Below are 15,230 nucleotides of genomic sequence, written 5' to 3' on the forward strand. Positions count from 1 at the left end.
CGTAAATCAGCGACTTTTTCTGCGGTCATCAGCGGGAAAAATTATTCACCGCAGAGTCGCAGTGAGCGCAGAGAGTAAAGCTAAAGGTTTGTGTTTTGCTTCATCCCCTTTGCGTTACTAAGCGTACTTAACGGTTAAAACAAAATCAGCTCCCTGATTTCGCAGTCTAAAGACTGCATTTTTTTGAGCACAAGTCTGAAGACTTGCGCTAGGCAATCCAGTTCAAAGGGCATCTCCCTGATCTCTTTTTTCTCAGTTCGCTGGTGGTAAAAAAAAAGTTTTTCGTTAAGCCATTTCTGCTTGGGCGGTTCTAACTTGGCGCCTTCTGTCTGACTTTTTCTTTTTCCGCTTGTTCCACCATATCAGCGTTCCTGTGATCGGAAGTGAAGTCGCAATCAAACACGCCACAAACCAGATAAACTTGGTGAATTGCCCGAAAATATCCCCCATGTGGAGTGACTTATACGAGCGTCCAATTTGCTGCCTCAGCGGAAGATCAGAAAATAATTTAGCTTCCTTTACTTCGAGTGTCATAGGATTCAAAGTCAACTGATCTGCCCCTGCTTTCGCAAAAAATCCGGTTCGGGATTTACTGATTGAGATGTCTCCACCCGGCATATTTGGTAATGTGATTCTGAGATTACCTTCATAATTCAATCTTGCATTACTCTTGACAAGGACTTGATCCAGCGAAAAATTAACCAGTTCCAAAGGCGCTTCCTCGGCTTGTTTTTCAGAATTTGAAGCAACTGGATTTAAATTAGTTTGAGGCGCTTGATAGATGTCAAACGTTTTTTGCCAACCTTCCTTGTACCATTGATAAGACCAAAATGGACCTGTAGCAGCCATGATAAATAAAGCTCCCAAAGAATAAAAAGCCAAAGTATTGTGCAGATCATGATTGATTCGCTTCCAGTTGCCTGACCATTTTACCTTTAGTCCTTGCCTCCAGTTTTTCACTTTCTGAGGAAACCAGATGAAAAGACCAGTTACGACTCCGAGTAAAAAGAGTAAGGTTGCTACTCCATTGATAAATCTACCCAATTCCATATTGGTCTTGGATTCCAAAATCGGTTTCTCGATTTTATCCAAAAGCAACCAACGGTGGAGGGAAAACATGTAACCCATAAACTCCTCTGTTCCGGTTTTCTCGATATTGTTTGCAAGAATCTCCCCAGAATATGGATTAATAAAGTATGTGCTTGGCTTTTCAGCCTCTGGTATTTTTACACCAAACTGAATCGTGCGATTCTCCGATTGAAAAACATTGACACTGATGACTTCACCGTTCAATTCTTCTTCAACTTGAGTTTTCAAGTTATCCAGAGATTTTCTTTCGCCGGCAGTTTCTACAAAATAACGCTCAGAATCTGCTGTTTCGCGGATCTCTGTATTGTACACGTAGATTGTACCACTGAGGCAGACTACGATGACGATCAGCCCACAAGTAAGGCCGGCATAAAGGTGAATGTCATTCAAAAACTTCCGGATAGGCTTCCACATACGGGGCTTATTTTTATCTGGAACAAATCTAAACAAGAGTTTTTATTATTTAGAATTGATCTAAGAAAAAATTTAATAAAGAGTGAGAATAAATTCTAGCAATGGTTTTACCATTTCATTCACATGGTCACTATGGTGAATTTCATGGGTTTTGGTATCTTTCCAGACCAAATCTCTTCAGATGAAATCGAGCATGATCTTTTTGGGTTACACAGTGGAATGATTATCTGCCATGCGAAGATTCCACCTGCCTGCCGGCAGGCAGGTGTGGCCTTCAAAAAACAAATTATAAACACATGAAAATCACCCAAAATCTATTTATTCTTGCCTTTGCCAGCTTTTTCTTTGCCTGCGAGCAAAAAGACACTACACCTGATCCAAGGTTAGACCAACCGGCAGAATTCAAAAAACTTCTTGATGCCCATGGAGATTGGAGCAAATGGGTTGATGCCAAAGCTTTTTCCTATGCCATGGTACATGAAACCACCCTTTCTTGGGAAAATCATTACATCAATCTGACAGATCGAAAAGTACGGATCGATGCTGACACCTGGCAGATTGGGAATGATGGAGAAAAAGTGTGGATCAGCCCCAACAGACAGGCATTTAATGGAAATTCAGTTCGCTTTTACCATAACTTATATTTCTATTTCTTCTCGATTCCCTACATCTTCACAGACCCGGGAGTGACAGTGGAAAAAGCCGAAAACAAAATGGTCAATGGACAATCCTATGAAGCTTTTGCTGTGAGTTTTGCTGAAAAAGTCGGAGACAGCCCGGGGGACAAATATTTTATGTTAGTGGATCCTGAAACTCACCAATTGGCTTGGGTACTTTATACCGTCACTTTTTTTGACAAGAGTAACACTAAAATGAGTGCGCTCAAATACGAGGATTACCGAGATGCGGGTGGATTGATATTTCCAAGAGTCATGACAGGATATCAGTATGAAAATGACTCAGCACGCTTTATTAATTATCAGGTAAGCTTTTCAGATGTGTTTCTGGTAGAAAAGGAAATGGATGCTGATTTGTTCGCTATGCCGAAGAAAAATGCGGTTGCTGCAAACTAAGACAATTTTCAATGGACAATGCTCAATTCTCAATGGACAATGCTCATTGCGCAATTCCCAACTAGCGAGGGTCATTTCATTGATTAAAGATGCACCATTTTACACTTCATTGAAAATTGTCCCGATAGTTAACGGGATGAATTGAAAATTGATAATTGAATTTGATCATTGATCATTGATCATTGATCATTTACTTTCCTTTATTCAGCAACTTCATATCCACAAAGGTTTTCAGTTCTGATTGCGACAACCCTCCAAAAGTCCCTTGAACAGGTAAAGTCCGACTTGGATCCGGATGACATGCCAGTGGAATATATCGATGATCGGTGAGCAGACCCAAACTTGGATCTAAGCCAACCCAACCCGCACCGGGAAGAAATACCTCCAGCCATGCGTGAAGTTCATGCCCTTCTTCCAAATCAGGATTAAAAGCGTATCCGCTTACAAATCTGGTAGCTAGGCCCAGTTCCCGTAGCATTTCCATCTGCAAAAGCGAAATATCCCTGCAAGAACCTCTTCGTTCCCGATAGGTGTGTTCTGCCACCCAAATATTCTGCTCGTGTCGGATCTCATGCTTCCAGTTGAGATAGATTTCCTGAGTCAGATTGACCAAAAAGTCTACAAGACCACTTGATTTTTCTTTTACAGCAAGTAGAAATTCAGTGAATTGATTTTCAGATTTGTCCGACAAAAACGGGATCAGAAATGCGGTACGATCCTCATAACTGAACTGAAAAAAAGAATTCCCCCAGCCTAAGTCTTCAAAATTTTTATCAATAATAAATCCAAAAGGATTAAAAGTCTTTAGCTTAAAGATCCACTCGCCTGTAATGTCCAAAGACTCAGTTGGAATAGAAAACCAGGCTAACTTATACCAGTTCCCCGCAAGATCCTGTCGGTAATTTTTTCCATCAGGTTCGGGCAAAATGGTAAACTTCTGATGCTCCACTCTGAAGTAAGGCCGATGCTGTGGGATGAGGTAGAGCTTATGCATTCCAAGGACTACAGCAGAACTGTATTCATATCGGGAGTGATGAGTTACTTGAACCAACATGATCTAGACCTCTCGGGAAATAAGATCAAAATCTTCAAAAGCACTACTCAATGCTTCTGATGGAAGTTCGGCAATGGCGTTTTTTAGGCGGTTATTCCAAAAAGCAGAGACATGCTCGAGTTCTTTTTGTTCAAATCTGGTTTCTTTAATGAAGTATTCGTCATTTTTCAATATTACGGTATCGATCGGGAAGTCTACATCATTTGCGGAAATTCGCGTTGCATCAAAAGCCAGAAATGCACATTTCAAGGCGTATTCAAGCGAATCGTCAAATTGTAAGGACCGTTTCAAAACAGGATGTCCAAATCCGGTATTTCCGATTATAACAAATGGAGTCCCTTTACGAATCTCAATCCAATTTCCTTGGGGATAAAGTAAATAAAGTTTCGGCTCTGAATCATCTTCAAGTTGTCCCCCAATAATAGAGAATAGATTAAATTTAAATCCGGCCTCTTCTAGAAATTCTTGATCCTCTTTAGCTACGATTTTGACTTGATTGCCAAATTCATTAACAGCTTGGTAGAGTTTGCTAAATGAATCATCCTGCCGATCAATCACTTCTGAGAAATAGGTAATTGCCTTGTCTCGAACTGACCTGAGACCTGAAGTCATGATAAAGAAGGAGTGTTTTCGCTTGTTGACAGTGAAAACTTTTTTGGAAGTAGTGGTTTCACTACCGGAGGTAATTCGGGTATCAGAAAGGCCGATGAGGCCATTTTTGGTTTTAATCCCCAGACAGAAGGTCATGCTTGCGATTGTGATTGAGTAACATTATTTTCCTTGATTCGGAAATAATTGATGTCTATGAGATTGGAAAGATGGTTGATTTTTAGCTGAACTGAATCTAAATATTCATGAAGACCCACAGAAATTATATCATCGACCTCTGAATACTCCATACGGGAGCGCATTTCGCCTATTGCCTTTTCTGCGGAGGTATGAAAACCATCCGAATTATTTCCGGAAATGCAGTGGAGACAACGTTCAGCTTCTTTGATACAATAATAGATAGACCGGGGAAAATACTTATTCAACACCATGAACTCGACGACTCCTGAAGGATCGATATTTCCATAAAGCCGTCGATAGGTATTGAAACCTGTCACCGATTTGAGCAAGGCCATCCAGTGAAGGAAATCCATGGGCGAACCCACCTCATATACCGATGGAAGCAGAATGTGATATTTCACATCCAAAATCCGGGAAGTCTTGTCAGCACGCTCCAATAATTGTCCAAGCTGCCGGAAATACCAACCTTCTGTCCGGGCCACTGTGGAATCGGCCAATCCATAAAGTAAAAGAATTTGATTTTTGATTTGCTCATAGAATTGACGAGGGTCTTCCTTCTTCCAGATTTTCTTTTCCAAACCCGTCTGCATCATATAATACAGCTCATTAATTTTTTCCCAAGTTTCTTTACTCAGGTTTTCTCGAATAATTCGGGCATTCTCCCGGGCATTGGTAACCGCAGAGAGCATGGAATTGGGATTATCCGAATCGAAAGTCAAGAAGAACATGACCTGATTTCGCTCAAAATCATCGTATTTCTTCTTGTACAAACTCAGATCTCCGGTAGCAGCAACTAAAGGACCCCATTGTTCTTTGAGATCCATCGGAAGGTCCTGCATCAGGTTGAAGTTCACGTCGATAAATCGTGCGTAATTTTCGGCTCTTTCCAGATACCTTCCTAACCAATAAATATGACTTGCGACTCTACTAAGCATAGTTTTTTAGATTAATTGTATAGTACCCAAGTATCTTTACTTCCCCCACCCTGAGAGCTATTGACTACCAAGGACCCTTCTTTCAGAGCCACTCGGGTCAATGCACCGGGAATTACTTCGATCTCATTTCCATATAGTATGTAAGGCCTCAAGTCTACGTGACGTCCTGAAACCCCCTTATCCGTCAAACAAGGCACCGTAGAAAGCGATAAAGTCGGCTGAGCGATATAATTCGTAGGATTACCTTTGATTAATTCACGGAATTTGTCATGCTCTTCCTTAGTGGATTTGGGCCCAATCAGCATTCCGTAGCCACCTGCCGCATTGGTTTCTTTCACAACAAGTTGATCGATATGATCCAAAACGTATTTCCTATCCTCTTCCTCCCTACACAGGTAAGTTGGAACATTGTTCAAGATAGGATCTTCATTTAGGTAATATTTAATAATTCGAGGAACGTAAGCATAGACGGCTTTGTCATCTGCAACACCTGTACCGGGTGCATTAGCAAAGGCAACATTTCCCGCTTTGTAGGCCTCGAAAATCCCCGGAACACCCAGCATGGAATGCGCATTGAAGGTCAAAGGATCCAAAAATGCATCATCTATCCTGCGGTAAATCACATCTATTTGCTGCAGTCCTTTAGTCGTCTGCATGTAGGCGACTTTATCCTTGACGATGAGATCAACTCCACTAACCAGTTCCACACCCATCTGCAAAGCAAGATAAGAATGCTCAAAATAGGCAGAATTGTAGATCCCGGGAGTTAAGACACCTACTACAGGTTTTGCCTTGTTGGATAAAAACTGCAGCATCCTAAGAAGTTTGGTGGGATAATCCGAGACCGGCATGACTCCCTTATCATTGAATAATTGCGGATAGGCACGCTTGATGATTTCACGGCTTTCGAGCATGTAGGAAACTCCGGACGGGCAGCGGAGATTATCTTCCAAAATGTAGTATTCCCCATCTTTGTCTTTGACCAAATCAGTACCCGTGATGTGACACCAGATCCCCTTGGGAGGAGTCAAACCAATGCAGGGCTTCAGAAAATCTTTAGAACCTAAAATAAGGTCTGCGGGTACGACTCCGTCTTTTAGGATTTTCTGATCATTGTAGATATCCTGTAAAAAGAGATTGAGGGCATAGATTCGTTGCTTTAATCCCGCTTCCAACTTTCTCCACTCTTCATTAGCAATGATCCGAGGAATGATGTCGAGATGGAGTATTTTCTCCAAACCCTGATTGTCATGATACACATTAAAGGTCATCCCCATCGCTTTCTGAGCCATATTGGCTGAATGCTGAAGTTGATTCATCTTCTTGGAGGTAGTTTTGTCAAGATAATTGTAAAACTCCTCGTAGTGTCCCCGAACTTTCCCTTCAGCTGTGAACATTTCATCAAAATGCTCCTTGCTAGAATACCCTTCTGTCTTCATACTTTTTGGATTAAAAATAAACCATAAGATAAAAAAGAAACTTTGGAATCAAATTTTTTCAACAAAATCAGATTTTTGAGTTCTTTTTTTTATGTATAGTGTCAATTTTATGATTTTTTCTTAAAAAGTAAAGAAAATCACTCAAGACATTTTACCTCTATTTTAATGCCAGTGCACTCCGCACCAAATGCTCCTCCGCCCCTGAATTGATCATCACCATCAGCTTATCACCTGATTTCAATTCAGTTGCACCGTTTGGAGTGATGTATTTATTGTTTCGGTTTACCAGCACAATCAACGAAGTTTTGGGGAAATTTAAATCAAGAATCTTTTTTCCATCAATGAGTGAATCCTCGGGAAGATTGACCTCCACAAGCGCATTTTTGAAACCATCTGACAATTCTATATCCAATAAACTCCTCCGTTTCAATCCAGCCGGAACGGCTAAGTGAAGCCATTCGGCTACTTTGGCCAATGTAGTGGCCTGAAGGGCGACTGAGGCGAGAACGATGAAAAACACAATGTTGAAAATCAAATTACTCTTCTCCACTCCTGCTATCAGAGGAAAAGTAGCAAATACTATCGGCACTGCACCACGTAGACCAACCCAACTGATAAATGCTTTTTTACGATTGGAAAAGCTGAAAAAAGACATCGAAACCCATACTCCGATTGGACGGGCAACGAACATCAAAAACATAGCAATGACAAAACCGACTCCAATAACCGGCCAAACTTGTGTAGGATAAACCAGCAAACCCAATGCTATGAACATGACAATCTGCATCAGCCACGCAATCCCGTCAAAAAACCGAACCAGGCTTTTGTGGTGAAGCATGCTACTTTGATTCATCGTGATGGCTGAAAGATAAACTGCCAAAAACCCGTTTCCACCAATTAAATCAGTCACGGTATATACCAAAACAACCAATCCCAACATCAGCACAGGATATAAACCTTCGTATTCCAAATTGATCTTGTTGATCAGAAAAACGATTCCTTTGCCCAATAAAATCCCTGCTGCTGCTCCAAAGACCATCTGCTTGATAAACATTGGGACTAAATCCACTGGACTGAATCCTTCCACACTAAGCCAGGTAGTCATTCCAATCGTAAGGAAAAATGCCATTGGGTCGTTACTTCCAGATTCAAATTCCAATAGTGGCCTGAGGTTACCTTTAAGTCCTATACTTTTGCTTCGCAAAATCGAAAAGACAGCTGCTGCGTCTGTAGAAGAAACAATTGCCCCAAGCAACAGCCCCTCTTTCCAACTCAAATCTGCAAACCAACTTGCAAAAAGTCCCACTGAAACGGCTGTCAGCAATACTCCTACTGTAGAAAGTAATAAACCCGGCTTGAGGACAGGCTTGATCGACTGCCATTTGGTATCCAATCCACCCGAGAATAGAATGTAGGTCAAAGCCAAAATTCCCAAAAACTGAGCGGCAGCAGGATCATCAAAAGAGATTTTTCCTATCCCATCTGTTCCTGCCAGCATCCCAACTCCCAAAAAGAGAAGTAGCACAGGAATACCAGCTTTACCTGCTGTTTTGCTGGCAATAATACTCAGGATCAATAATAATGAGCCAACTAGAAGAATATTTTCGGCAGTGATTTGCATGAAAAAGATTGGGGTGATGTACCTCTGCGAAGAAAAGCAGAATTTAATTAGTTAAGAAATTTGGGGTGAAAATGGTTCGAAACGAAAACCGAAAAGGCCAGAAATGAGCAATAGACAAGTATCAAATATCAAATTCAATGTTCAATTATCAAGGTGCAAAATAATGGTCTTTGTTCATTTTACTCCGGTCAGATCCCGCACACTCTGTGCCAGTAGATTTTCCCGGTCAAGCAATTCAGCAGGACTTCCAATGTCAACCAATTTTCCATTTTCCAAGATCAAAACCTCATCTGCTACTAAAGCAGGGTTAACTCGATGTGTAACAATCAAGATAGAAATGGATTCTTTGACTTTCAGGATTAAATCAAGCATCATTTGCTCCGTATTCCGATCCATAGCCCCAGTGAATTCATCCAAAAGTAAAAGCTTGGGTTCCTGAATCAATGCCCGTGCTAATCCTATCAGCTGTTTTTGACCACCGGAAAGATTGATTCCTTCTTCACCCACCACTGTGAAATATCCTTGTGGCAAACTTTCAAAAAACTTGTTCAACCCTAGAGTCTGACAAATCTTTATTGCTTTGGCGAACATTTCCTTATCCTGCCCCAGAGTCAGATTAGTTATCAGATTGCCATTAAACAGCTTGATCTCCTGTGGTACATATCCAACTTTTCTTCGCCAATCTCCAGCCGAAATAGATTTAAAATCCAGTGTATCATTGACACGGATCTCCCCTTGCTCGGGCAGATAAAAACCCATTAAAATTTGAAGTAAGGTGCTTTTTCCTCCTCCTGATTCACCTAACAGGACACTTAATTTTCCCCGTTTTAATTCAAATGAAATATTCTGAAGCAATAGTTTTCGGCCTGGAAACCGAAAACTGATATTCTCTAGCTGAATCGAATCGATCCGTTCTGGGACGATTTGCCCACGATTTTCGGACTCTCGTTCTACTTGTATAAATTCATACAGCCGATCCAAGGCGATTTTAGCTTCCTGAATTTGAAGATTAGACAAAGCGAGTTTGTTGACTGCTGGAACCAGCATTCCCAACATTCCACTGATCGCTACCAAGACACCCAAGTCCATCTGATCTGTGGCTACCAGGTAACAACTAGCACCTAAAACCGAAACCAAAAAAAGTACCCCCGCAAGCTGAGATACCAATCCCAATCGATTACTCACTTGGCCTAAGCGAAAAGCTTGATCTTGAAAATCATGGTAAACAGATTGGTTTTTTTTCAGAAAATCTTCTTCTCGGCCTGCACCTTTGATTGTCCCTATCCCTGTCAAGGCATCAATAAATGAAGACTCCGAACTCCCATAATGAATCATCAGCTGCTGCTGACCGAGCCGGATAGGGTGGTGATAGCTATAAACCAACCAGAAATAAACAGGAAGGAATCCGGCCACAAGCAGGCCAATTACTTCTGAATAAAGGAGGATGGAAATCAAGGTAACTACCACAACAAAGGAATCCACCATGAGCTCCGTAGTAAGTACCGAAACAGCTCGCTGAATCCGTCGGGAATCATTCATGCGAGCAGTAATGTCTCCCACTTTGCGGGAATCAAAAAACTGTTTAGGCAAATAAATCAATTGTTCAAAAAAACGGGAAATCAGCCGCAGGTTGAGTTCCTTACTTTGTCGGATCAGCACAGCGGATCTGAGATATCCCAAAACACTTCGGCCAACCAATAGGATTGCCAAAAGGACTAATCCTAATATCAACTTTTCCCATTGCTTGTCAGGAAGAATCTCATCGATCAGCTTCTGAGAAAAAACTGCAACTGACAACCCTAAAATAGTCACAACTAGGCCCAGAAAACCAGAAATCAACAAAATCGGAAGATCCTCCTTGACTAACTCAAAAACCCATTTCTTCTTTTTTGCCAGATAATCAGACTTAAGCTGAAAAGCTGAATTGGGTTTGGCCAGTACTAGTGACTTGCTTTGCCAGATCCGGTCAAGAAGCTCAGCTGAGAGAATTTTCTTGCCTAGTGCAGGATCCATCACAAGATATCCTCCTGCTACCAGACCATAGCAGACAACGTAATGACTGAATTTCTCCTCCATGACTACATGAAGGATAGCAGGTCCATTTAAGGTATCCAGTCTATTGAGTGAATCCACTCGAATGGCATCCGCATCCATTCCTACGGCCTTTGCAGATGCCATCAACCCCAATACCGTAGTTCCTTGAATAGCCGTACCACTCAAAACCCTGAGTTGCTCCAAGGTCTGATGCCCACCGAAAAAACGGATCACTGAGGACAAACAAGCCACTCCACAATCAGAACTAGCCTGCTGCAATACTATCGGCACTCTATCTGGAGTTTTCATGAGCTTTAGTTACAGCGGCCTTCAGATCAGTCATAGAAACCGCACCTCTAAAAAACTCAACCAAGACCCCCTTGGAGTCATAGACAAGAGTAGCTGGCACAGTAGTCAACTTAAACTCACTTGCAAGCCTGAAAAGCGTATCAGATAAAAAAGTATGATTAGAAAGATTCGCAAAATCATACCTATCCCTAAAGTCTTTTACTTCAGCCACAGTCTCCGAAGAAATCCAGATAAAAGTTACCTTCTGCTCCTCTGAAAAAACTTTCCTGATCAATTCCGCTTCCGATTGACAAATCGGACAGGTGGAGTTAAAATAAATAAGCATCAAAGTAGTACCTATTTGATTTTGCAAATAAACGGATTGGCCTTCCAGAGAGGACACTTCAATCGAAGGTAAATTTACAACCAAAGAATGCTGTTCTAAATTTGCAGAATATCTAGAAAAGCCAAACCAAGCACCTGAGCATAACAGAGCAAGAAGTAGAATATGAAAAATTAATTTAATCCGCATAGCATTAACTGTTTCCGAGAGAAATAAACATCACAAATACTACCCAACAAAATAAAAAACTTACATAGTATCCTAGAACAATTTTTAACATCGAATCTATTGACTTTTTCAAATATCTAGCAAGTAAAAAAGCTAGCAGAACCCAATAAGCTACCTCAAAAAGATTTAAAACTTTAAATGGGTAAGATAACCATTCTTGCAAAAGATCGGGATTAAACAGGCTATATAAGGATAAAGGATTAAAATTTTGAAATGCATCAAAACTAAATGGATTCAATAAAAACCATAAAATTTTAAATACTATTGGAACAAAAAAAATAAACTCAGCTAAAATAACAATCTGAAAAACTCTCAATAACCTTATCTGAAAATTACTCAGATACAAACCTAAATAAATAATTAACGATACTACGAAAATGGAAATTAATTTTAAAATTAACTTAATTAGGTAAGTTAACCAAAGCCAGCGCTCTCTAAATTCAAGGAGTGATTCAATACGTGAAGTAGAAAATACATCTTGATATTCGAGTATTAAAATATTTTCACTAATCAAAATGGAATTAAATACTATCTCTATAATAATAAAAATAATTGAATAAAAAATCACGTATTTAATCATTATAAATTTAATATAAAACCATAAATTATTTCTTGGAATACACCAACTTATTTCTTGCAATAGAATTATTTGGAAAAATGATAAGCATTTCGAATTCATTGGATGATGAATTCACCTTTAAAAGATAATTATATGGCTTTATTTTTTCATAATCAAACACTTTAAGTGTATCACCTGAAACAATCCATTTACCTTTTTTTAAAACAACTTTCTTTTCTCTTGGATTTATATCAGTCCAATACACCGTATCTTTGGTGAACTCATAATATGCATTTTCAAAAAAAAACTCCCCCATTTCAAGTATTTTATCTTGCTGCTCTTTTGGTGTAGATTGAAATGCATTAGAACTAATTACACTTAGCGTTATGCCATCAAATTTCAAAATCCACCTTCCTATAAGCTGGCTTGGGTCAATTAGAAATAAAAATAGTATGACAAGTTTCATGTTATTTTAATCTTTAAATTATATAATTAATTATTTTAAGAGAAAAAAAAGAATGGAGGGTAAGTATTAATACCCTCCAAACAAAATCAACCACCCATAGTAGGAGGCTCATATCCTCCACAATGAGTATCGAAAAATCCCATTGTTTGGATGTATAATTCATCGCTACCTTGAAAAGGGCCAATAAAAAGTGTTGTGTAAAGATTTGCACAATACTCGTTTCCTCCCACCAGATTTTCCATCTGGTCAATTGTTAATTTTTCCATGATTGTTAATGGTTAAAGTTTGAAATAATTAAATGAATGATTGATTTTAGACAATGTTTTTCACTCTTCCAAATCATTGTCCGTCAGTAAATTGACCAGAATACTAAAATTGCATTATTCTTAGTTTGAAATTCAGAACTATATTTTGTTTTTCGTCCCCCCCCCTTCTTCATTAAATCATTATATAATTCGTTGAAAATCGAACTAACAAAATATTGAATTTCAATTAATTTCAACTTTTTCTAAATTCTTTGAAAAATACAACGAAGAAATTTGCAAATCCTAGTAGCAAGACTTAAGTATCAAGACCTAAGACAGGTGAGTCTAGCGTATGGAAAAAAGATTTTAGTCGAGGTAACTAATGGGCAACAACTCCATAAGAATTGCATTCGGCACTTGGCCACCCATAAAAAAACCTGTCCCGTGTTCTCCACGCTGACAGGTTTCTAAAATCTGAATTCTTCTCTCTCGATTATTGCTTCTTCGTCTTGATACTTAAATCTTGATACTTGATACTATCAAGAAATCGTCGATCCACTCCCAGTTCCCTCATGCGGCATCAGAAGCTTTAGCTTTCCGTCCTTGTCTTCTGCCATCAGGATCATTCCTTCCGAGTCGATGCCCATCATTTTTCTCGGAGCCAAGTTGATCAGCATGGTGACTTGCTTTCCAACCAAAAATTCCGGTTCGAAATGTTCAGCTACTCCGCTAAGAACCGTTTGATGACCTAAGCCAGTATCCACTTTTAGCTTGATGAGCTTTTTTGATTTTGCCATACGCTCGGCTTCCAAGACTGTGACGACACGCATGTCAAGCTTGGCAAAGTCATCATAGGTGATCAGTTCTTTCATGGGTGCGACAGGCGCATTGGCAGCTTCATTCATCTTTTTGGAGTCGAGGAGTTTTTGAATTTGTTTTTCAACGGTTTCGTCTTCGATTTTCTCGAAGAGCAATCCCATACTTCCTAGGGTTTTTCCTTCGGATAGTAGTTTACCATTTCCAGCCTGAAACCAGGAAATTTCATCCATTCCGAACATTTCAAAAAGTTTTGCAGCTGTGAAAGGTAAAAACGGCTCTGAAACTATCGCCAGATTCGCAGCAATATTTAAGGCAATATTCAGGATTGTTTTAGTACGCTCGGGATTGATTTTGATTTCCTTCCACGGCTCGGTATCCGCCAGGTATTTATTTCCCAATCGGGCAAAATCCATTACAAAGGAAAGTGCCTCCCTGAACCTGTATCGCTCGATAGAAGCAGCTATTTTCTCAGGGAATTCTTCCAAAGCAGTCAACACTTCTTTGTCATAGCCAGTCAGTTCCCCTCTTGCAGGTATTTCTCCCTGATAAAACTTCTGAGTCAAGACCACCGCCCGATTCACAAAATTGCCATATACCGCTACCAGCTCGGAGTTATTTCGACCCTGAAAATCCTTCCAGGTGAAATCATTATCCTTAGTCTCCGGTGCATTGGCTGTCAGTACATAGCGAAGCACATCCTGTTTTCCAGGAAATTCTTCCAAATACTCATGGAGCCACACCGCCCAGTTTCTAGAAGTGGAAATTTTGTCTCCTTCGAGATTCAAAAACTCGTTGGCAGGGACATTTTCCGGAAGGACATAGCCGCCATGCGTTTTCAGAATTGCCGGAAAAATAATGCAATGGAATACAATGTTATCCTTACCAATGAAATGCACCAATTTGGTACCCTGATCTTTCCAGTAAGGTTCCCAATCAATACCCTTTTCTGCCGCCCATTCTTTGGTCGAAGAAATGTAGCCAATCGGCGCATCAAACCAGACATAGAGCACTTTGCCATCGGCACCTTCCAAAGGCACTTTGATTCCCCAATCCAGATCACGAGTCATAGAGCGGGCCTGCAAACCGTCGCCTGCTTCCAGCCAAGAACGGCACTGACCCAGCACATTATTCTTCCAATCATCCGCATGATCTTCTAGAATCCATTTTTTCAAAAAAGGCTGATAGCGAGCCAAATCCAAAAACCAGTGTTTGGTTTCTTTCAAAATAGGTGTTCTTCCACTCAGTTTGGATTTGGGATTGATGAGTTCGGTGGGACTAAGTGAAGAACCACACTTTTCGCATTGATCTCCGTAGGCATGCTCGTTGCCACATTTAGGACAAGTGCCCTCGATGTAGCGATCAGCCAAAAATTTTTCAGCTTCCTCATCATAATACTGCTCAGTAGTTTGTTCGAGGAATTCACCTTTATTATACAAATCAGTAAAAAATCCCTGTGCAGTTTCGTGATGAATCTGTGCAGAGGTGCGGGAGTAGTGATCAAAACTGATCCCAAATTCCTTGAAACTACCCTTCATCATCTCATGATATTGATCCACGACTTGCTGAGGAGTTTTGCCTTCTTTGGCTGCTTTGATGGTGATCGCTACGCCATGCTCATCCGAACCACAGATGTAGGCTACATCTCTACCCTGCGACCGGAGATAACGGACATAAATATCAGAAGGCACATAACATCCCGCCAAGTGTCCGATATGAAGTGGGCCATTGGCATATGGAAGTGCTGAGGTGACTGTATAGCGTTTGAAATTTTTATTGCTCATGGGTAAAATAGATGGGAGACGGAAGACAGAAGACAGAAGAAAACGAACGTTCT

At 40.3% G+C, this 15,230-nt stretch carries 13 protein-coding genes; 1 reads left to right on the top strand and 12 read right to left on the bottom strand.

Features of this window, described 5'->3' with window-relative positions; all coding sequences use genetic code 11:
• Positions 1 to 285: 285 nt before the first annotated feature.
• Complete coding sequence (locus tag ACK4HU_RS12430; RefSeq protein WP_409807205.1) at positions 286 to 1,503, bottom strand: PepSY-associated TM helix domain-containing protein; 1,218 nt, start codon at positions 1,501 to 1,503, stop codon at positions 286 to 288.
• Between the two features lie 296 nt (positions 1,504 to 1,799).
• Here ACK4HU_RS12430 and ACK4HU_RS12435 point away from each other — a divergent pair, with 296 nt between their 5' ends.
• Positions 1,800 to 2,576 (top strand): DUF6503 family protein, encoded by a 777-nt coding sequence (locus ACK4HU_RS12435; RefSeq protein ID WP_409807206.1) that lies wholly within the window; start codon positions 1,800 to 1,802, stop codon positions 2,574 to 2,576.
• Positions 2,577 to 2,766: 190 nt separating this feature from the next.
• On the opposite strand, the gene ACK4HU_RS12440 is transcribed toward ACK4HU_RS12435, so the two are convergent.
• The 11 genes from ACK4HU_RS12440 to metG form a co-directional block, all read right to left on the bottom strand.
• Positions 2,767 to 3,630: a transglutaminase domain-containing protein gene (locus ACK4HU_RS12440; RefSeq protein WP_409807208.1), complete on the bottom strand. Its 864-nt coding sequence runs from the start codon at positions 3,628 to 3,630 to the stop codon at positions 2,767 to 2,769.
• Between the two features lie 3 nt (positions 3,631 to 3,633).
• Positions 3,634 to 4,377: a peptidase gene (locus ACK4HU_RS12445; protein WP_409807209.1), complete on the bottom strand. Its 744-nt coding sequence runs from the start codon at positions 4,375 to 4,377 to the stop codon at positions 3,634 to 3,636.
• Complete coding sequence (locus tag ACK4HU_RS12450; RefSeq protein WP_409807210.1) at positions 4,374 to 5,354, bottom strand: alpha-E domain-containing protein; 981 nt, start codon at positions 5,352 to 5,354, stop codon at positions 4,374 to 4,376. The genes ACK4HU_RS12445 and ACK4HU_RS12450 overlap by 4 nt, the downstream gene beginning before the upstream one ends.
• 11 nt (positions 5,355 to 5,365) lie before the next feature.
• The gene (locus ACK4HU_RS12455) at positions 5,366 to 6,793 is read right to left on the bottom strand and encodes a circularly permuted type 2 ATP-grasp protein (RefSeq protein WP_409807211.1); all 1,428 of its coding nucleotides are present in this window, start codon (positions 6,791 to 6,793) and stop codon (positions 5,366 to 5,368) included.
• 157 nt (positions 6,794 to 6,950) lie between these two features.
• Positions 6,951 to 8,414: a potassium/proton antiporter gene (locus ACK4HU_RS12460; protein WP_409807212.1), complete on the bottom strand. Its 1,464-nt coding sequence runs from the start codon at positions 8,412 to 8,414 to the stop codon at positions 6,951 to 6,953.
• Between the two features lie 174 nt (positions 8,415 to 8,588).
• Positions 8,589 to 10,757, bottom strand: coding sequence for a peptidase domain-containing ABC transporter (locus tag ACK4HU_RS12465; protein WP_409807214.1), 2,169 nt, complete (start codon positions 10,755 to 10,757; stop codon positions 8,589 to 8,591).
• Entirely contained in the window at positions 10,741 to 11,268 is a 528-nt protein-coding gene (locus ACK4HU_RS12470; RefSeq protein WP_409807216.1) for a TlpA family protein disulfide reductase, read from the bottom strand. The genes ACK4HU_RS12465 and ACK4HU_RS12470 overlap by 17 nt, the downstream gene beginning before the upstream one ends.
• Before the next feature lie 4 nt (positions 11,269 to 11,272).
• Positions 11,273 to 11,887: a hypothetical protein gene (locus tag ACK4HU_RS12475; protein ID WP_409807218.1), complete on the bottom strand. Its 615-nt coding sequence runs from the start codon at positions 11,885 to 11,887 to the stop codon at positions 11,273 to 11,275.
• A 25-nt stretch (positions 11,888 to 11,912) separates the two neighbouring features.
• On the bottom strand, positions 11,913 to 12,332 hold the full coding sequence (locus ACK4HU_RS12480) for a hypothetical protein (RefSeq protein ID WP_409807220.1): 420 nt from the start codon (positions 12,330 to 12,332) through the stop codon (positions 11,913 to 11,915).
• Positions 12,333 to 12,418: 86 nt separating this feature from the next.
• Positions 12,419 to 12,598, bottom strand: a complete 180-nt coding sequence (locus ACK4HU_RS12485) for a hypothetical protein (RefSeq protein WP_409807222.1) — start codon at positions 12,596 to 12,598, stop codon at positions 12,419 to 12,421.
• Positions 12,599 to 13,116: 518 nt separating this feature from the next.
• Positions 13,117 to 15,177 (bottom strand): methionine--tRNA ligase, encoded by a 2,061-nt coding sequence (metG, locus tag ACK4HU_RS12490; protein ID WP_409807223.1) that lies wholly within the window; start codon positions 15,175 to 15,177, stop codon positions 13,117 to 13,119.
• Positions 15,178 to 15,230: the final 53 nt, after the last annotated feature.

This window comes from Algoriphagus sp. (assembly GCF_046296635.1).
GTDB lineage: Bacteria > Bacteroidota > Bacteroidia > Cytophagales > Cyclobacteriaceae > Algoriphagus.

What these genes read in the sequence shown, in the direction of transcription:
- ACK4HU_RS12430 (WP_409807205.1), bottom strand. Translation starts at nt 1,503, where the DNA reads ATGTGGAAGCCTATCCGGAAGTTTTTGAATGACATTCACCTTTATGCC.
- ACK4HU_RS12435 (WP_409807206.1), top strand. Translation starts at nt 1,800, where the DNA reads ATGAAAATCACCCAAAATCTATTTATTCTTGCCTTTGCCAGCTTTTTC.
- ACK4HU_RS12440 (WP_409807208.1), bottom strand. Translation starts at nt 3,630, where the DNA reads ATGTTGGTTCAAGTAACTCATCACTCCCGATATGAATACAGTTCTGCT.
- ACK4HU_RS12445 (WP_409807209.1), bottom strand. Translation starts at nt 4,377, where the DNA reads ATGACCTTCTGTCTGGGGATTAAAACCAAAAATGGCCTCATCGGCCTT.
- ACK4HU_RS12450 (WP_409807210.1), bottom strand. Translation starts at nt 5,354, where the DNA reads ATGCTTAGTAGAGTCGCAAGTCATATTTATTGGTTAGGAAGGTATCTG.
- ACK4HU_RS12455 (WP_409807211.1), bottom strand. Translation starts at nt 6,793, where the DNA reads ATGAAGACAGAAGGGTATTCTAGCAAGGAGCATTTTGATGAAATGTTC.
- ACK4HU_RS12460 (WP_409807212.1), bottom strand. Translation starts at nt 8,414, where the DNA reads ATGCAAATCACTGCCGAAAATATTCTTCTAGTTGGCTCATTATTATTG.
- ACK4HU_RS12465 (WP_409807214.1), bottom strand. Translation starts at nt 10,757, where the DNA reads ATGAAAACTCCAGATAGAGTGCCGATAGTATTGCAGCAGGCTAGTTCT.
- ACK4HU_RS12470 (WP_409807216.1), bottom strand. Translation starts at nt 11,268, where the DNA reads ATGCGGATTAAATTAATTTTTCATATTCTACTTCTTGCTCTGTTATGC.
- ACK4HU_RS12475 (WP_409807218.1), bottom strand. Translation starts at nt 11,887, where the DNA reads ATGATTAAATACGTGATTTTTTATTCAATTATTTTTATTATTATAGAG.
- ACK4HU_RS12480 (WP_409807220.1), bottom strand. Translation starts at nt 12,332, where the DNA reads ATGAAACTTGTCATACTATTTTTATTTCTAATTGACCCAAGCCAGCTT.
- ACK4HU_RS12485 (WP_409807222.1), bottom strand. Translation starts at nt 12,598, where the DNA reads ATGGAAAAATTAACAATTGACCAGATGGAAAATCTGGTGGGAGGAAAC.
- metG (WP_409807223.1), bottom strand. Translation starts at nt 15,177, where the DNA reads ATGAGCAATAAAAATTTCAAACGCTATACAGTCACCTCAGCACTTCCA.